This window comes from Humibacillus xanthopallidus, assembly GCF_006717145.1.
Lineage (GTDB): Bacteria > Actinomycetota > Actinomycetes > Actinomycetales > Dermatophilaceae > Humibacillus > Humibacillus xanthopallidus.
Map to the genome: position 1 here is coordinate 269,393 of NZ_VFQF01000002.1, position 17,945 is coordinate 287,337.

The 17,945-nt window shown below is 71.8% G+C and carries 16 protein-coding genes; 11 read left to right on the plus strand and 5 right to left on the minus strand.

Translation table 11 applies throughout. From position 1 onward, the window contains the following. Positions 1-79: 79 nt before the first annotated feature. The 3 genes from FHX52_RS12180 to FHX52_RS12190 are packed head-to-tail and all read left to right on the plus strand — an operon-like array spanning position 80 to position 3,779. Positions 80-1,684: a hypothetical protein gene (locus FHX52_RS12180; protein ID WP_141822382.1), complete on the plus strand. Its 1,605-nt coding sequence runs from the start codon at positions 80-82 to the stop codon at positions 1,682-1,684. A gap of 57 nt (positions 1,685-1,741) precedes the next feature. Continuing rightward, positions 1,742-2,545, plus strand: a complete 804-nt coding sequence (locus FHX52_RS12185) for an inositol monophosphatase family protein (RefSeq protein WP_141822384.1) — start codon at positions 1,742-1,744, stop codon at positions 2,543-2,545. Between the two features lie 7 nt (positions 2,546-2,552). Further along, positions 2,553-3,779, plus strand: a complete 1,227-nt coding sequence (locus tag FHX52_RS12190) for a benzoate/H(+) symporter BenE family transporter (RefSeq protein WP_246069945.1) — start codon at positions 2,553-2,555, stop codon at positions 3,777-3,779. Between the two features lie 77 nt (positions 3,780-3,856). Here the strand turns inward: FHX52_RS12190 and FHX52_RS12195 are convergent, their stop codons facing one another. Further along, on the minus strand, positions 3,857-4,492 hold the full coding sequence (locus FHX52_RS12195) for a hemerythrin domain-containing protein (RefSeq protein ID WP_141822386.1): 636 nt from the start codon (positions 4,490-4,492) through the stop codon (positions 3,857-3,859). 138 nt (positions 4,493-4,630) lie between these two features. On the opposite strand from FHX52_RS12195, the gene FHX52_RS12200 reads away from it, so the two are divergent. Then, positions 4,631-6,052 (plus strand): esterase/lipase family protein, encoded by a 1,422-nt coding sequence (locus FHX52_RS12200; protein WP_141822388.1) that lies wholly within the window; start codon positions 4,631-4,633, stop codon positions 6,050-6,052. 86 nt (positions 6,053-6,138) lie between these two features. Next, positions 6,139-6,594: a VOC family protein gene (locus tag FHX52_RS12205; RefSeq protein ID WP_185747261.1), complete on the plus strand. Its 456-nt coding sequence runs from the start codon at positions 6,139-6,141 to the stop codon at positions 6,592-6,594. On the opposite strand, the gene FHX52_RS12210 is transcribed toward FHX52_RS12205, so the two are convergent. From FHX52_RS12210 to FHX52_RS12225, 4 genes are all read right to left on the minus strand, one after another. Continuing rightward, complete coding sequence (locus FHX52_RS12210) at positions 6,531-7,496, minus strand: arylamine N-acetyltransferase family protein (protein ID WP_221630588.1); 966 nt, start codon at positions 7,494-7,496, stop codon at positions 6,531-6,533. The two genes, FHX52_RS12205 and FHX52_RS12210, sit on opposite strands and share 64 nt — an antisense overlap. Positions 7,497-7,529: 33 nt before the next feature. After that, on the minus strand, positions 7,530-8,555 hold the full coding sequence (locus FHX52_RS12215) for a Y-family DNA polymerase (RefSeq protein ID WP_141822390.1): 1,026 nt from the start codon (positions 8,553-8,555) through the stop codon (positions 7,530-7,532). A 70-nt stretch (positions 8,556-8,625) separates the two neighbouring features. Then, positions 8,626-9,717 carry a patatin-like phospholipase family protein gene (locus FHX52_RS12220; RefSeq protein ID WP_141822392.1) on the minus strand — a complete coding sequence of 364 codons (1,092 nt, stop codon included), beginning with the start codon at positions 9,715-9,717 and terminating at the stop codon, positions 8,626-8,628. Between the two features lie 83 nt (positions 9,718-9,800). Beyond that, positions 9,801-10,898 carry a sigma-70 family RNA polymerase sigma factor gene (locus tag FHX52_RS12225; RefSeq protein WP_141822394.1) on the minus strand — a complete coding sequence of 366 codons (1,098 nt, stop codon included), beginning with the start codon at positions 10,896-10,898 and terminating at the stop codon, positions 9,801-9,803. Between the two features lie 159 nt (positions 10,899-11,057). On the opposite strand from FHX52_RS12225, the gene FHX52_RS12230 reads away from it, so the two are divergent. The 6 genes from FHX52_RS12230 to FHX52_RS12255 all read left to right on the plus strand — a co-directional run bounded on the left by FHX52_RS12230 (position 11,058) and on the right by FHX52_RS12255 (position 17,832). Then, positions 11,058-11,396, plus strand: a complete 339-nt coding sequence (locus FHX52_RS12230) for a VOC family protein (RefSeq protein ID WP_141822396.1) — start codon at positions 11,058-11,060, stop codon at positions 11,394-11,396. Positions 11,397-11,709: 313 nt separating this feature from the next. Further along, positions 11,710-12,867 (plus strand): LacI family DNA-binding transcriptional regulator, encoded by a 1,158-nt coding sequence (locus tag FHX52_RS12235; RefSeq protein WP_246069946.1) that lies wholly within the window; start codon positions 11,710-11,712, stop codon positions 12,865-12,867. 155 nt (positions 12,868-13,022) lie between these two features. Then, positions 13,023-14,309, plus strand: a complete 1,287-nt coding sequence (locus FHX52_RS12240) for a sugar ABC transporter substrate-binding protein (RefSeq protein ID WP_141822398.1) — start codon at positions 13,023-13,025, stop codon at positions 14,307-14,309. A 3-nt stretch (positions 14,310-14,312) separates the two neighbouring features. Beyond that, the gene (locus FHX52_RS12245) at positions 14,313-15,227 is read left to right on the plus strand and encodes a carbohydrate ABC transporter permease (RefSeq protein ID WP_141822400.1); all 915 of its coding nucleotides are present in this window, start codon (positions 14,313-14,315) and stop codon (positions 15,225-15,227) included. Positions 15,228-15,229: 2 nt separating this feature from the next. Continuing rightward, the gene (locus tag FHX52_RS12250) at positions 15,230-16,138 is read left to right on the plus strand and encodes a carbohydrate ABC transporter permease (RefSeq protein WP_141822402.1); all 909 of its coding nucleotides are present in this window, start codon (positions 15,230-15,232) and stop codon (positions 16,136-16,138) included. 74 nt (positions 16,139-16,212) lie between these two features. After that, the gene (locus FHX52_RS12255) at positions 16,213-17,832 is read left to right on the plus strand and encodes a glucoamylase family protein (RefSeq protein ID WP_141822404.1); all 1,620 of its coding nucleotides are present in this window, start codon (positions 16,213-16,215) and stop codon (positions 17,830-17,832) included. Positions 17,833-17,945: the final 113 nt, after the last annotated feature.

The following is a 17,945-nucleotide window of genomic DNA, read 5'->3' on the forward strand; positions in this document are numbered from 1 at the left end:
ACAGGCCCGGTCGCTCCGAGCACGACGTCGTGTTGCACCGGCCTTGGTCTCCCGCAACACGTGCCGACGGGGTCCTCACGTGAGTCTCCTCGCCGAGATGCAGTGGGTGCTGCGCAACGCCCGTCAGCACGCCGACGACCCCGCCATGCGCAGCGCGGCAGGCTTCGCCGACGGCGGAGGCCGCGCGCCCACCGTGCATCGCGCACAGGTCGGGCGCTGGGAGGGCGGACGGGTCGACATCACGCACAGCCTCGTGCGCCGCTACGAGACCGTGCTCGACCTGCCACAGGGGCAGCTCCTCGCCGCCATCGACTTCTTCTCCCGCTCGCGCAACCCGGTGCGGCCGGCGGCCACGCTGGCGCCGCCCGGAGAGCCCGACGTCGACGCGACCCTGGCGCTGCTCGAGAAGGCCCTCGCCGACGAGCGCATGACTGGCCTCGAGTGGGACCACCTGTCCGACAGCCTCGGGCGGATGCCGCACGCCATGGTGCGTTCCGGCGACTGGGAGCAGCTGTTGCGCCGCGGCATCGAGGAGCTGAGCCTGCACCTCCACCTCGACTACACGCAGCGGGCCGAGGCCGTCGCGCGCCTTGCCGGCCACCCCCGCAGCGGGCCGATCGTCGCCTCCATGGCCGAGGAGGTCGTCGCCAAGCCCGACGCGACGTTCTACAACGACACGCTCAGCCTCCTGCAGTTCACCGTGCACCCGCAGGCCCTCTCGACGATGTTCGGCCAGCTGCGCAACCCGACCAACAGCAGCTCGCTGCGGGCTTGCCTCATCGTGCTGACGACCCTCGTCAAGGGCACCTCGCTCGACCGTGACGTCCGCCTCGAGGCGGCCCGCCTCGCGGTGCGGCACCTGCGCGACCCTGCCCAGCCCTATCGCGTGCACCGGGGCGCGGCCAACCTCATCCGGGCGCTCGGTCCGTCGGGCACCCACCGGCTCGCGTCGGTGCTGACGGCGGAGGACCGTCGGGTGGCCGCGTCGATCATCCGCGACGGCCGTGCGGTCAGCGCGCACGCGATCCGCGAGGCGCAGAAGCGGGTGCGGGCTGCGCTCGACCTCGGGGAGGGCCACACCCTCGCCCGCGAGCCGGTGCTCAGCCAGCTCATCTCGACCGCGCTCGGCGAGACGAACGAGGAGGACCGCTCCAACGCCCTCGCCATCCTCATGATCTCGCCGCAGAGCCGCGTCGTCGGGCGGGTGCACGTCGCGGCTCTCGTCGAGTCGCTGCGGCGCTTCGACATGGTCGCGGCCCACGAGAGCCTCGCCGTCCTGACGTGGATGGGGCAGGCCGCCGACCTCGACCTCTTCGAACGCCTCGCGCTTGGGGTCAAGACCCCAGCCGACGTGGCGCAGGAGGCGGCCTACGTCGTCGGCAACACGCCTGAGCCACCGACTCGCCGGCGCGACGAGCGGGAGGTCGCCTTCGCCGAGCGCATCCGCGACGTGGCGGCCGCGGGCACCACGGCGTCCGCACCGCCCGAGAGCCTCGACGCGACGCAGGACCGGCTCCGTGGCCTGACCTACGTGCTCGGTATGCGGGGTCGCTACGACCTGCTGCGAGAGGTGCGCGACTCGCTGCCCGACCCGCAGGTCGCGGGCGACCCCACCGACGACCCTGCGGGAGGCATCCTCCAGTGGTGGCTCGACCTGCCCGCCCACATCCGCCCGCTCGCGTGAGCTCCCGCCAGGTGGAGCGGCCGGGGCGCCGCGGCTGCTGACCACTACGTTGGGGGTGTGGATACGGATGCCGTGCTCGCCCTCCTGCAGGACGTCGCCGCCGAGGTGATCAACCCCCGCTTCCGTGCCCTCGCCGACGGCGAGATCCACGAGAAGAACCCCGGCGACCTCGTCACCGACGCCGACCGGGAGGCCGAGGTGCTCATCACCGCCGCGCTCGTCGCGGCCTACCCCGACTGCGTCGTGCTCGGGGAGGAGGCGCACTCGGCCGACGCGTCGCTCATGGAGCGGTATGCCGCGGCCGACCACGCCTTCACCGTCGACCCCGTCGACGGCACGAAGAACTTCGTGCACGGCTCCAAGGACCACGCCGTCATGGCGAGCGAGACCCGCGATGGCGAGGTCGTGCGGGCCTGGATCTGGCAGCCGCAGCACGACCTCGGCTACGTCGCCGAGCGCGGCGGTGGCACGTGGCGCCACTCGGCCGCCGGCGTCGACCGGCTCGCGGTGGCGCCTCCGTCCGAGGTCGCAGGCCTCCGCGGACGCACCTCCCGTCGCGACTGGGTCGGCCGGTCGCTCGCGGGCCTCCCGCCGATGGCCCTCACGTGGGTGTCCTGCGGCATCGACTACCCCAAGCTCGTCGAGGGCGAAGCCGACTACGTGCTCTACCACTCGGCCGCCCCGTGGGACCACGTGCCCGGTGCGCTGCTGCTCGCCGAGGCGGGCGGCGCCGTGGGCACGCCCGACGGCCGCCCCTACAGCCCGCGCGACGTCGCGCCCCCCGGCCTCGTCGCCGCGGCCGACCGGACGGCATACGACCGGGTATGCCGTGCGCTCGCGTCGAGCGACCGCCCCGCCTGAGGGCTCGGTGACCTCCTCACCCGCCGCCGTGGCGGCGGTGCCGGCGCCCCACGGCTCGACCGGGCATGCCGTGCTCGCCGGTGTCGTGTGCGGCCTCGTCGGGTTCACGAGCTCCTTCGCCGTCGTCCTCACGGGACTGCACGCGGTGGGCGCGACGGCGGAGCAGGCGGCGTCGGGTCTGCTCGTGCTCTGCGTGACGATGGGTCTCGGCTGCGTGCTCTTCTCCTGGCGGCTGAGGATGCCCGTCACGATGGCGTGGTCGACTCCGGGGGCGGCTCTGCTCGTGGCGGCTGCCGTCCCCAACGGTGGATTCGCCTCTGCGGTGGGCGCTTTCGTCGTCTGCGGGGCGCTGCTCGCCCTGTGCGGTCTCATTCGCCCCCTCGAGCGTCTCGTCGAGTCGATCCCGGTCCCCTTGGCGAGCGCAATGCTCGCCGGGGTCCTCCTCACGCTCTGCGTGGCACCCTTCCGGGCCGTCGTCGCCTCGCCGGCAGCCATCGCGCCGGTCATGGTCGTGTGGCTGCTGCTCGTCGCGTTCGCCCGGCGGTGGGCGGTCATCGGTGCGCTCGTCGCGGCCGTGGTCGTCATGGCGGTGACCGGGGTCTTCGGCACCCTCGATGTCGGGCAGCTCTCTCCCGCAGTCACTTTCGTGGCACCGAGGTGGGACGTCACTTCCATGGTCGCCATCGGCCTGCCGCTCTTCATCGTCACGATGACGAGCCAGAACATCCCCGGCATCGCGGTGCTCGGCTCCTTCGGCTACCGCCTCGGCATGCGTGCCCCACTGCTCTACACGGGCGGCGCGAGCGTCGTCGGGGCGCTCGGGGGAGGGCACGCCATCAACCTCGCCGCGATCTCCGCGGCGCTCGCCGCCGGGCCGGAGGCGCATCCCGACCGCAACCGCCGCTGGATCGCCGGGGTCTCGTGCGGAGTCACCTACCTTGCCTTCGGGCCGCTCGCGGGGATCGTCACGGCCGCGGCGCGGTCGGCGCCCGCAGGCCTCATCGAGACGATCGCCGGGCTGGCCCTGCTCGGCACCTTCGCCGCGTCGGCCGCTGCCGCGCTCGCCGACCCGGCGTCACGCGAGGCCGGCGCGGTGACCCTCGTCGTCGCGGCGTCCGGCGTCACGATCGCCGGGGTCGGCGCTGCCTTCTGGGGCCTGGTGGCCGGCGTCATCGTCCTCGCAGCGCTCGCGGTCGAGCGCCGGAGGCGCCGCCCCCCGCAGCCGACCACCTAGCAAAGTCGAGTGGCCACACCTGGTCGCTTCCTGCACGTCGAGTGGCCAGACCTGGTCGCTCGACCACCGTCGAGCGCCTACTCCTTGGCGGCCGAGGGGGAGGCCTTCTTCGACGCAGCCTTGCGAGCCGGCTGAGCGGCCTTGGTCGCCTTCTTCGCCGCACGGGCAGCCCGCTTCGCGGTCGCCGAGGTCGTGGCGCCCTTGCGCGATGCGACGTAGCGCTTGGGGTCCTTGTCAACCGGGCTCACGCCAGAGGCGGCCTTGAGCGACTCGTAGCGCAGGAACTGCACCGCGATCTCGTGCCGCAGCTCGAGGCTCGCCCGCTGCCGGAAGTCCGCGAGGTCCTGGCGCTCCTCCTCGCCCATGTGGTCGCTGTTGTGCACGTTGGCGTCGATGACGCCGGTCCACCAGGCCGCCGACCCCGTCTTGCAGCGAGCGACCTTGCGGATGGCGGCCCGCAGCTCGTTGTGGTCCTTGACGGCGTCCTCGACCTCCTCGTCGACGGACTCGGCGTCGGCCCCACCGGTGCCGAGTCGGAGCAGCTCGGGATAGAAGAACTGCTCCTCCGCCTCCGCGTGCGTCTCGAGCAGGATCGCGAGCCGGGTCCAGATCGCCGCCAGCCCTTCGTGGTCGTCGCGCGGCCACTCCTCGAGCATCGCGAACATCCGGCGCTGCTCGTCGTGCTGGTGCGCGATCACCTCGGTGATGTCCACGGGTGCGGTCTCCTCGTCTCGGCGGTCACGGGTCAGGTGGGTCCACTCTGCACGACGTTGCGCGTTTCGGGTATCACCGGTGGTGCCCCGTGCCACCGTGGAGCAGGACGTTCACCTCAGTGCGGGAGGCGGTTGGTCATGACGAGCAACGACCTGGTCGTGGTGCTTCCGGGGATCACCGGCAGCACCCTCGGCGTGAGAGGGGCGGACGGCTCGCCCGCCAGCGAGAACCTCATCTGGGCTCCGAGCGCAGGCGCGGTGTGGAAGCTGCTGACCGGGGGCAACTCCATCCTCAAGAAGGCGCTCCCCGAGGGCATCGGCGACGCCGCACCCGACGACGGCGTCGAGCCCGTCGCGCTCATGCCCGACGTCCACGTGCTGCCGGGCATCTGGACCCCGATCCGCGGCTACGACGTGCTCATCGACGCGCTCGAAGGCCTCGGCTACAAGCGCGACAACGGCCCCAAGCCGCCCAACCTCGTCGCGTTCCCCTACGACTGGCGCCTGTCCAACCGCTACAACGGCGAGCGGCTGAAGACCGTCGTCGAGCCCGCCCTCGAGCGGTTGCGCGCCCAGGGCGGCGCCTCGGCAGACGCGCAGGTCGTCTTCGTCGTCCACTCGATGGGCGGCCTCGTCGCCCGGTGGTACATCGAGAAGTGCGGAGGCGCGGAGGTGACCCGCAAGCTCATCACGCTCGGCACTCCCTGGCGTGGCGCGACCGGTGCGCTCGAGCAGCTCGTCAACGGCGTCAAGAAGGGGATCGGTCCGATCCACATCGACCTCACCGACTTCTCACGGAGCATGCCGTCGCTCTACCAGCTGCTGCCGGAGTTCGCGTGCATCAGCTCGCCGGGAGGCTATGCGAAGACGACGGAGGTCTCGGTGCCCAACCTCAGCACGGCGATGGTCGCCGACGCGATGGCCTTCCAGATGGACCTGCAGGCCGCCGAGTCGGCCCGCGCGGCGAGCCGCGACATGACCCACATGATCGTCGGCATCCGTCAGCCGACGGCGACGACGGTCGAGCTCTCGGGGGGCCAGGCGACGGCCTACCAGAACTTCGGCAACGACAACGACTACGGCGACAGCACCGTGCCGCTCACCGGCGCGGTCGGTCTCGGCCAGGCCCTGGACACGAACATCATCGTGCGGGTGCCCGAGCAGCACACGAACCTCCAGTGCAACCAGTTCGTCCTCGACCAGGTGCAGGAGATCCTCACCGCGCAGCCGGTGCGCCGCCGCGAGCTGAAGTCGGTGTCGGTGCGTGCGTCGGTGCCCGACCTCGTGACGCAGGGCTCGGGTCTCAAGGTGGCCTTCGACCTCGAGGCCGACGACCCGGACGCAGAGCCCCCCGCGGTGCCCGTCACCGTCACGGTGCGCAGCGCCAAGGGCAAGGTGCTCGCCACGGCCAAGCCCACGCTCCGAGGAGGCCACGGGGTCACGACCTTCGCCGACCTCCCGCCCGGCACGCACACGGTGACGGTCGACGGCTCGGCCCCGTCGTCGCTCGTGCGCCCCATCACCTCCACAGCCGTCGTCTGGCCCAAGCCGGTCACCTGACCCGGGCACGATCGAGGGCAGCGAGGACCGGAGGCTGTCGGCGCCGAGTGCCACAGTGGATCACCACGAGAGAGAAGGAGATCCGCATGAGCGACAGTGCCGCCGCCTCGGGCGCCAACGACTCCGAGGCCGCCAATGACGCCAAGGACGTCACGGTCAGGTTCGACTGCATCGCCCTCGACTGCGCAGACCCTGCCGGGGTGGCGCGCTTCTATGCCGACCTGATCGGGGGCACCGTACGTGGCGAGGGTGACGAGGACGGTGACTGGTTCGACGTGCTGTGGGACGGCCCGCGCATCTCGACCCAGCTCGCGCCCAACCACGAGTCGCCCGACTGGCCCCGTGGGCAGCAGCAGGCGCACCTCGACTTCGTCGTCGCCGACGTCGCCTCAGCGCACGAGCGGGTGCTCGCGCTCGGAGGCACGGCCCTCGACCCCGTCGAGCCGCCGCAGCCCGCACCCGAGCGGGGCTTCCGCGTCTATGCCGACCCGGCCGGCCACCCGTTCTGCCTCTGCCGGCCCACCAGGGAGGCCTGGGGCTGAGCAGGGCCACCGCCTGCCGATTCCGATGCCGATGGCGATTCCGTATGCCGTCCGCTCAGCACGATCCCGAAGTGGCCGGCCAGCGCGGTGGCCACCTCGTCGTCGGCGAGCTCGACCTCGTCGCGCCGACCGTGCGTCGTCGTGATGAGCCGTTGACCGCTCAGGGTCACCCGCCCGGTGGGCGTCAGTCGTGAGGCGACCCGCTGGCGGGCGAAGTGGCTCTCCGGCGAGGTCTGCTGCCAGCGGTTGCGGGGCTCGAAGTCCGCGAGCCGGTGCGGCGTCGTCGTGAAGACGTACTGTGTCCGCCACTCGCCGACGTCGCGATCCGTCGGGAGGCTCCGGGCCTCCGTGCGGTCATGAGCATGACGACGCTCGCGGTAGTGCCAGGTGTCCCCGACCTGCGCCAGCCCGACGTCCTTGCCCCGTTCGTGAACCGAGATGCCGTCACGAAGGGGCAGCGGCTCGATGAAGGCGTCGCCGAAGCCGACGTCGGCCAGCAACGGTTCTGGGAGGTCGGGTGAGGTGACGACGAGGGCGAGGTGGTCGAAGTCGTCGGTGAGCCCGCCGTCGGCGGTGGACACGCGCGCGGAGACGAGGTCGACGGCATACCCCAGCGAGCGCAGCAGCGCGGCGAAGAGCCCGCCCAGCTCGTAGCAGTAGCCGCCACGGCGCCGAACAACGACCTTGGTGTGCAGGTGGTCGACGTCGAGCCTGATCGTTCGGCCCAGCTCGATGTCGAGGTTCTCGAACGGCACCCGCATGAGGTGGGCCCGGTGCAGCGACGCCAGCGCGCCGAGCGTCGGAGCCTCGGGCGCGACCACCCCGAGCCGCGCGAGGTAGGCAGCCACCTCGGCGGGCCCGAGCGAGTCGGTCGCGGCGTCAGTCGTCGTCGATGAGGTCACCTGACCATCGTGTGACCTCAAGGGGGCTCGAGGTCAAGACGGCTCCGCTCGCGGCAGGGGCAGGGTGACTCCGACCATCGTCACGCCTCGTCCGTCCCACTCGTAGGCCGTCTGCTCGAGCAGCTGCGTGGCCGTCGCCCCGACGACCTCGGGGTCGAGGGTGGGGGAGGGCAGCGGCCCGCGCTGCTGCACGTGGGCGCCGTCGTCGTAGCGCACGACAACCTCGAGCCGCCCCGGCAGGCGTGGCGGCCCCTCGAGCGCGACGACCCGGTGCAGGGCCCGACCGACGCACTCCTCGAGCACGGCCTCGATCTTGGAGCGGGTGCGCGTCGGTGGCAGCGACCGGCTCGCGCTGACCGATTGACGTGGCCCCGGCAGCCGGATCGTCGCGTCATCGGTGCCGGCCGCGATCGAGAGGAGCCGACGGGCCATCGCCGTCGTCACGATCCGCGCGAGGTCCTCCTCGGACCAGCCGTGCAGGTCGGCGACGACGTGCAGGCCGGCGGCGTGCAGACGCCCCCAGGTCGTCGGGCCGACTCCCCACAGCTCGTCGAGGCGCAGTCGGGGCCGCACCCGTGTCTCGAGCTCGGCATCGACGACGACGAGCCCGTCGGGCTTGGCGCGCCGGCTCGCGAGCTTGGCCATGAGCTTGGTGCGCCCCACGCCCACCGACACCGGCAGGCCCACCTCGGCGCGAGCCGCGGTGCGCAGGGCCGCCGCCACGCCGGCCGGGTCACCGCGGTCGCGGCCGGCCACGTCGAGGAAGGCCTCCTCGATGGAGCCCGGCTCGACGAGCGGGGTGAAGCGCCGGAAGACCTCGAAGAGACCGGCCGAGGCTGCCTCGTAGGCCTCCGGGCGGTAGCCGGTCACGAGCACGTCGGGCCAGCGACGGCGGACCTGGCGCAGCGGCATACCGGCGTGGATGCCGAGGGCCCGGGCCTCGTAGGACGGGCACGCGACGACCTCGTGCGCGACGACCATCGGCCGGCCGCGCAGCCGGGGGTCGTCGCGTTGCTCGACGGAGGCGAGGAACGCGTCGGCGTCGGCGTGCAGTATCACCCGACCACTGTGACGCCCACCGCCGACAGCGCTTGAACGGTCGGCTCGACCTGCGGGCGCGGGCCGACGGTCAGTAGCCCGCCTGGTCGAGGGCCTCGGTGGCGAGCCGCCGGCCGAGGTCGATCATCTCGGCGGCGCGGTGGAAGTCGAGCGTGCGCACGGCGTTGGACGGCACCGTGATGAGCACGTCGGGCGGGTTGCTCGCCATCCGGTAGCGCGATATGAGCGCCGACATCGTCTCGAAGGACATGTTGAGCAAGTCGACGAGCCCGATGTCGGCGTTGACGCGCAGCAGGGCGTCGGTCGGCGTCTGGGTGGTGTCGATCGCGAGGTCGGCGCTCGCCGCCGCGGCGGCGGAGACCGGAGCCTCCCCGAGAGGCGACCCGTCGTCGGGTGCGTCCGTGAGGTGCACGCCGTCGGGGGCGTATGCCGCCGGGTCGAGTGCGTCGGGCACCTCCCTCGCGTGGGCGAACCGCCCGGTGATGGCGCGCATCCGCTCGAAGTCCAGCACCTCCGCCGCGCTGCGGCGCAGCCGGGAGGTCCATTCCTCGCGCGGCCGCTGCTCCGACGACTCCTTGACGGGAGTGGCCGTGGCGCCGGCGGCGCGCATGCCCGAGAGCGAGACCGCGATCGTGAGGTCGGCCTCCGCGGCGGCCGTGGGCTCGATCGGGATCGGGTTGATCAGGCCTCCGTCGACGAGGACCCGGCCGTTGATGACCGCCGGGGTGATGACGCCGGGGATGGCGATCGAGGCGCGGATGGCCTTCTCGACGGGCCCGCGCTGGAACCACACCTCGCGACGGGCGTTGATGTCGGTCGCGACGGCGGTGAAGGGGATCGGCAAGCTCTCGATCGTCGCCCCGTCGAGGATCTCGCCGACCTTGTGGATGATCCGCTCGGCCCGGATGGCGCCCCCCGGCGAGGTGATCGACAGGTCGAGCAGCCGCCACACCTCACGCTGGCTCAGGCTTCGGGCCCACTCGGTGTAGGCCTCGAGCCGACCGGCGGCCGTGACCCCGCCGACGAGCGCGCCCATCGACGTGCCGGCGATCGCGACGATCTCGAACCCGCGCTCGCGCAGCACCTCGATCACCCCGATGTGCGCATAGCCCCGAGCGCCCCCCGACCCGAGGACGACTGCCGCACGTGCTCCCTCAGCCACCCTTCGACCCTACGACGGCCCCGCCGATCGGCGCAGCGTCAGCCGCGTCACGTCTCAACCTGACACGAGACATGACGACCGCCTCACTCCCCGGCCGGCCCGGCATCCTCGGCCGGCCCGGCATCCTCGGCCGGCCCGGCATCCTCGGCCGGCCCGGCAGCGGGGCGCGCCTCCTGGAGGTAGGTGAACTCCGTGGCGGCGAGCCACTCGGCATCGGCGATGAGCTCGATGCCCGTGACCCGCTCGCCCACGACGGTGAAGGAGAAGGCGACCTTCGGCTCGCCACGCAGCGTCCACACGGCGCCGACCTCGCCGACGCCGCCCGCGTCATCGGTGCCCAGCACCGCGAGCCGCGCCGACCGTGCGCCGCCGTTGAAGATCTCGGCGACGTCTGCGCGCCCGCGCACGAGCGCCGCTGCACCCATCGCCGCGGCGGCCGGGTCGGCCCGCATGACGACCTCGGGGTCGAGCAGCTCGAGCAGGGCGGTGAAGTCGCCGGCCCGCGACGCGGCGAGGAACGCCTCGACGACGCGGCGCTGGCGGGCCCGGTCGGTGTCGCGCTCCACCTGGGCCGAGCGGACCCGCCGCCGGGCTCGGCTCGCGAGCTGACGGGTGGCGGCGGGGGAGCGGTCGACGATGTCGGCGATCTCCTCGAAGGGCAGGCCGAAGAGGTCGTGCAGGACGAAAGCGAGCCGCTCTGCGGGCGTCAGCGAGTCGAGGACGAGGAGCAGGGCGACACCCACGGAGTCGGCGAGCTCGGCCTCCTCCGCCGGGTCGGGCGCGGCAGGCTGGTCGAGCTGCAGCCGCGGGTCGCGCGACTCGGCCACCAGCTCCGACAGCTCACTGTCCCAAGGGTCCTCGCGCCGCGATCCTCGCGACCGCAGCATGTCGAGGCTGATCCGGGCGACGACCGTCGTCAGCCATCCGCCGAGGTTGTCGACCTGGCTGGCGTCCGTGCGCCCCAGCCGCAGCCAGGCCTCCTGCACTGCGTCGTCGGCGTCGCTCGTCGAGCCGAGCACGCGGTAGGCCACCGCCCGCAGCCGCGCCCGGTGTGCCTCGAAGTCGCGGGCCACCCAGTCACGCGAGCCGTCGTTCACGCCGCCGCCGCCGCCGTCGGTCGGCGCACCGCCGTTGCCGCCGTCGGTCGGCGCACCGCCGTTGCCCTGCGTCGTCGCGTCCATGAGCCGTCCCGTCCGTCCTGTCGCGTCACGCCGTCACATTCTGCGCCCGGCATCCGTCACACCTCTGACGAGCCGCACCCGCCGGATGTGACATCGCCCCGGCAGCTCGTCGCACCGTCGGCCGACCAGCCGGCACCCACCCATCACGAGGAGCAGGACATGACCGCCGTCGACACCATCATCTTCCCCGTCGCCGACCTCGCCGCCGCCAAGAGCGTCTTCACGACGCTGCTCGGCGCCGAGCCGCACACCGACGAGCCCTACTACGTCGGCTACACAGTCGACGGCCAGGAGTTCGCGCTCGACCCCAACGGCCACCGCAAGGGCCTGCGGGGCACCGTGCCCTTCTGGCGCGTCGACGACCTCGACGCCTCCAGCGCCGCCCTCGTCGCTGCGGGGGCCACCGTCGTCCAGCCGCCCGCCGAGGTCGGCGGGGGGCGCCGCACGACGGTCGTCGCCGACGCCGACGGCAACCAGTTCGGCCTCATGCAGGGCTGAGAGCCCCCGTCGGAGGAGCCGGTATGCCGTCCGGTGGGCACCCAGCCCGCCGGACGGCATACGCGCGTCTGGGTGAGTGTGGTGGCGGACGAAAACGATTGTCACACAGGCAAACTCGCGGTCATCGGCGCAACCCACCTGCGACGTCGTGCCTGCTGATCTGTGCCTGGTCTCGAGACCAGGGGTTGCGCAATCCGGACGAGATGGGCACGATGGGGGGCGATGTAAGCGCTTACAACATGCAGACCGGCGCCCTCGCCGGGTATGACGCAGGCGCACTCATGACTCGACGACGAGACGAAGGAGGTGGACCGTGGCGACGACCCCACGCCAGCGGCCCCAGCGGACCGACCGCCCGTCGGCAGCCCCCACCACGCCCTCGCCCGAGTCATCCGCCTCCGCTCCGACACCCGCCACGACACCCGCCACGACACCGGCCACGACACCGGGCGTGACGCCTGCCGTCGGGGCGACGATCTACTCCGTCGCCGAGCGCGCCGGGGTGTCGATCGCGACGGTCTCGCGGGTCCTGCAGGGCCGGGCGGTCGTCTCCGAGGCCACCCGCCAGAAGGTGCTCGAGGCCGTCGAATCGCTGCACTACGTGCCTCTGGGCGCCGCTCGCAGCCTTGCCGTGCGTCACCACGAGGCCTACGGGCTCGTCATCCCGGAGCTCACCGGCCCCTACTACTCCGAGCTGCTCATGGGCTTCGAGACCCGCGCCGCCGAGCTCGGCCAGAGCGTCATCCTGCTGCTCGCGAATGGCAAGAGCGACGTGCCCGGGGCCGTTGGTCACCTCGCCACGAGGGTCGACGGCATCGCCGTGCTCGGCTCGGCCGCCTTGCCGCCCACCCTCGCCCGCGCCCTGCGCGGCCGCAAACCCGTTGTCGTCATTGCCGGTTCATCACCCCACGTGCCCGGTGGCGACAGCGTCGAGCTCGTCGCCGCCGAGAACGTCCACAGCGCCGAGCAGCTCACCGCCCACGTGCTCGACCACGGCCGCTCGCGCCTGCTCTACGTCGGTGACCCCGACCCCGCCCCCGACATCTCCGAGCGGTATGCCGGCTTCGTCGCCGCGCACGCCGCCCGCGGTCTCGTCGCGGCGGAACCGGTGCGCGTGCCCTTCCGCGAGAGCGAGGGCGTCGCGGTCGCCGACCGCATCCTCTCCGGCGAGCTCGAGGCCGACGCCCTCGTCTGCGCCAACGACGAGCTCGCGCTGTCGATCATGACGCGCCTGCAGGACGCCGGCCGAGACGTGCCCGGCGACATCGCCGTCGTCGGGTGGGACGACGTCATGACCTCGCGTTATGTGCGCCCCGGCATGACCACGGTCCGCCAGCCCGTGCACGAGCTCGGGGTGCTGGCCGCCGAGCGGCTCCACCAGCGCGTCGACGGCGCCGCTCCGCTCCCGGCCCCCGTCCTGCTGCCGACCGAGGTCGTGCTGCGCGGCTCGTGCGGCTGCCCCACCCCCTAGCCCCCTCGCCGGTGCGGCACCAGTAGCCGTGCCCTGTTTCGCCGATCCCTCCAACCCGTCCACGCACCAGATCCCCCAGTCGCTCCATCGATCCCCTGACCCCGCCTCCACAGACCCGCGAGCCCGCTCGTGGCACCCAGAAAGTGAGACACCCGATGAGACGCACCACCGCCATCACTGTCGCCTGCATGACCGCCGCCGCCCTCACCGTGACCGCCTGCGGTCGCAGCGCCGACACGGGCGGCGCAGCCGCCGGCCAGACCGGCGCAGCCGTCAGCACCGGCGCCGCCAAGGGCACCATCACGATGTGGGCCATGGGCGCCGAGGGCGAGAAGCTGCCCGAGCTCGCCAAGGACTTCGAGGCGGCCAACCCGGGCGTCAAGGTCAACGTCACCGCCATCCCCTGGGACGCGGCGCACGACAAGTTCACGACCGCCATCACCGCCAACAAGACGCCCGACCTCGCCATGGTCGGCACGACGTGGATGGGCGAGTTCGCCGGGCTCGGGGCCCTCGACCCGACGCCGGCCCAGATCGACAAGTCGGTCTTCTTCGACGGCGCCCAGAAGACGACCGAGGTGGGCGGCACGTCCTACGGCATCCCGTGGTACGTCGAGACGCGCGTCCTGTTCTACCGCTCCGACCTCGCCAAGAAGGCCGGCTACGAGACCGCCCCGACCGACCAGGCCGGCCTCAAGGACATGGCCAAGGCCATGCAGACCAAGGCCGGCGCGAAGTGGGGCATCGGGCTGCAGGCCGGCGGCACCGGATCGTGGCAGACCCTCATGCCGTTCGCGTGGTCGAACGGAGCCGACCTCACGAAGGACGGCGGCAAGGGCTACAACTTCGACAGCCCGCAGGTCCTCGAGGCGACGAAGTACTACCAGTCGTTCTTCACCGACGGCATCTCCGACAAGGCGGCGCCCGCGACGCCGACGACCGAGCCCGACTTCGCGAGCGGCAAGGTGCCGATGTTCATCTCCGGTCCGTGGATGATGTCCGCGGTCGAGAAGGTCGGCGGTGCCGGCTTCAAGGACAAGTACAACGTCGCCCAGATCCCCGCCGGGTCGGCCGGCTCGTCGTCCTTCGTCGGCGGGTCGAACCTCGCCGTCTTCAAGAACACCCAGAACCGCGACACTGCCTGGAAGTTCGTGCAGTGGCTCGCCGACCCCAAGGTCCAGGCGAAGTGGTACGCGATGTCGACCGACCTGCCGTCCGTCAAGAGCGCCTGGCAGGACTCGAGCCTCGCCGGTGACAAGAAGCTCGCCGTCTTCGGCAAGCAGCTCGAGACGGCCAAGGCGCCGCCGTCGTTCTCGACGTGGGAGCAGGTCGTGGCCACCTTCGACACCGAGCTCGAGAAGGTGACGAAGACCGGCTCCGACCCCGCTGCCGCCCTGAAGACGGTGCAGCAGCAGGCCGACTCCATCGGCTCGGGTCAGTAAGCCATGACCGCCCAGACCGTCTCCCGCTCGCCGGGGCGCCGCTCCGGCGGGCGGGAGGGGCGGGCGGCGTGGATCCTTGCGATCCCCTTCTGCCTGCTCTTCCTCGCCTTCACCGCCTGGCCGGTGGTCCAGTCGATGTTCATGAGCTTCACCGACACCAAGGCGCGCGACCTGCGCTCGCCGTTCTCGGTGAACATCATCGGGCTCGACAACTACACCAAGGCGCTGTCGGACCCCGTCTTCCGCAAGGCGGCCGCCAACACCGCCTACTTCGTCCTCGTCGGGGTGCCCCTGACCCTCGTGCTCGCACTTGCTGCGGCCATCGCGCTCGACAAGGGGATCACGCGCTTCAGGTCGGTCTTCCGGCTCGGGTTCTACACCCCCGTCATCACCTCGATCGTCGCGGTGGCCGTCGTGTGGCGCTTCCTGCTCCAGGACCCGGGCGGCCTCATCAACACCGTGCTCGGGTGGGTCGGCATCGACGGCCCCAACTGGCTGGGCGACCCGAACTGGTCGATGCCCGCCCTCATCATGATGGCGTCGTGGCGCAACTTCGGCACCGCCATGATCATCTTCCTCGCCGGTCTGCAGGCCGTGCCGGCCGAGCTGCACGAGGCCGCCGCCATCGACGGCGCCGGCGCCTGGCGACGGTTCCGTCACGTGACGATGCCGCTGCTGCGCCCGACGCTCCTCTTCGTCATGGTCACCACCTCGATCGGCTATCTGCAGGTCTTCGAGGAGCCGTTCGTCATGACGAAGGGCGGCCCGCTCGACAGCACCATCACGGTGTCCTACAACACCTTCCAGCAGTTCGGCTTCGGCAACTACGGCCTCGCGTCGGCGATGAGCTACCTCATCTTCGTCGTCATCGCGATCGTGACGGCCCTGCAGTTCCGCCTGCTCCGAGAGAGGACGTGACCATGTCCGTTGACACCGCTCCCCGCCCCGTGGCCCAGCCGTCGCGCGGCGCCACGCCCTCGGGCCGCGCGCCCCGCTCCGGCATGGTCGGCTCCAACAACGGCGGCCACTGGTGGCTCTACCTCGTCCTCGTCGTCGCGCTCGTCGCCGTCATCGCACCCTTCGTGTGGATGGTCCTCGGCAGCTTCAAGAGCGAGGGCGAGCTGCGACAGGTGCCGCCGACGTGGTGGCCCCAGACCGCCTCGCTCGACAACTACACGCAGCTGTTCAGCCGGCTCAACTTCGGGCAGTTCTTCTTCAACTCGACCGCCGTCGCCGTCGTCGTCACGGTCGGCAACCTCGTGTTCTGCTCGATGCTCGGCTACGCCCTCGCGATGCTCGACTTCAAGGGCAAGAAGGCCATCTTCGTCGCCGTCATGGGAACGCTCATGATCCCCGGCGTCGTCACCTTCGTGCCGCTCTTCGTCCTCGTCGCGAATGCCGGCCTCGTCGACACGCTGCCCGGCCTCTTCCTGCCCTTCCTCGTCAGCCCCTTCGGCGTCTTCCTCATGCGCCAGTTCATCCTCGGGCTGCCGAAGGATCTGCTCGACGCCGGTCGGGTCGACGGTGCCGGAGAGCTGACGATCTTCGCGCGCATCATCATGCCGCTCTGCGGGCCGGCCCTCGCGACCCTGGGCATCCTCACCTTCCTCGGCAGCTGGAACAACTTCCTCTGGCCGCTCGTCGTCGCGCAGTCGGAGGACAAGTACACCCTGCCGGTGGCGCTCGCCCTCTACGCGACGGGCCAGAACAGCACCAACTACGGCCTGCTCCTCGCCGGGTCCACGGTCGTCATCCTGCCGATCCTCGTCATCTTCCTCATCTTCCAGCGGCGGTTCATCGAGGGCATCGCAACGACCGGCCTCAAGTGACCCTCGAGCCAACCCACCCCACCGACCGACCCCTCGACGCAAGCGTGAACCGACACCGAAACGGAGCACAGCCCATGTCCGACACCTCCCAGCGCCTCCACCTCCCCGGCCGCCGCGCCCTCCTCGTCGGAGGTGCCGCCTCACTCGCCGCCTTCGCCCTCACCCCAGCGTCGGGCGCCTCGGCAGCGTCGCGCAACGCCCCGGCATACCTGCGTGGGTCGGCGACCCGCGCCGTCGACAACGGGCGCGTGCGCACGTGGGCCGCCGACACGTGGCGCAGCCTCGTCGCGATGACCGACCCGAAGACGGGTCTGCCCGCCGACAACATCCCCGAGTCGCTCGCCGCCGGCGACCGCTCCGGCTACACGTCGCCGACGAACATCGGCGGCTACCTGTGGTCGACGGTCGTCGCGCGGGAGCTCGGCATCATCACCCGCGGCGAGGCCACCGGCCGGCTCATCCGCACGCTCAAGACGGTCGAGCGGATGGAGCACCACACGCCGAGCGGCATGTACTACAACTGGTACGACGAGGCGACCGCCACGGCGCTGCACACGTGGCCCGACTCGGGCGACAAGGTCGTCCCGTTCTGCTCCAGCGTCGACAACGGCTGGCTCGGCGCCGCCCTGCTCGTCGTCATGAGCTCCGACCGCGCCGCGGCGCCCTGGGCGAGGCGGATCTTCGACCGGATGCGCTGGGACGCCTTCTACAACGACAACAGCGACCCGGCGCACCAGGTGCGGCCGGGCGGCCTCATCCACGGCGGCTTCTACCCCTACGAGGACGGCCGTCCGGGAGGCACCTACCGGGGCACCCACATCGGCGGCGACCCCGTCTGGCTGACGACCCACCACTACGACACGACGGTGTCCGAGACCCGCATCACGAGCTACCTCGGCATCATCACCGGCCAGATCCCGGCTAAGCAGTACTTCGCGATGTGGCGCACCTTCCCGGCGACGTGCGACTGGTCGTGGCACGAGATGCAGCCGGTCGGGGTCAACCGCACGTACTACGGCATCGACGTCTACGAGGGCGCCTACACCTACCGCGGCATGCACATCGTGCCCGGCTGGGGCGGCTCGATGTTCGAGGAGCTCATGCCCGACGTCTTCGTCGACGAGGCGGCGTGGGCGCCGAGATCATGGGGGCGCAACCACCCGCTCCACGTGCGGGCACAGCGCGAGCACGGGCTCATCGAGGCGGGCTACGGCTACTGGGGCTTCTCCCCGTCGAGCAACCCGGCAGGCGGCTACCGCGAGTACGGCGTCGACGCGCTCGGGCTCAACCCGACGGGCTACATGTCCGACCAGGAGAGCACGAACTACGACCCCGGCTTCGGCGACTGCCGCCCGGCGACGAACCCGTCGCCGACCTACGGCGACGGCGTCGTCACACCCCACGCGTCGTTCCTCGCGATGATGCACGAGCCGGCGCAGGCCTTCACCAACCTCGCGAACATCGAGGCCGACTTCGACTCCTACGGCCGGGGCGGCTTCTTCGACGCCATCGCCGTGAAGTCGGGCACGGTCGCGCGCCGCTACCTCTCGCTCGACCAGGCGATGGTCATGGGTGCGATCGGCAACGTGCTCGGGCGCGACGTCATCCGACGGGCGTTCAGCACGCCGGCCGTCGAGAAGGCGCTGCGCCCCGTCATCGGCGTCGAGGAGTTCGGCGCGAGCCCGACCGCCTGACCCGCTCCTGCCACCTCCCACCACCGCGCTGGCCAGCGCCCTCCCGAGGCGCCGGGGCCGGCACCCCCAGACCTCGTGGCCGCCCGACCGCACGCATCGGGCGGCCACGAGGC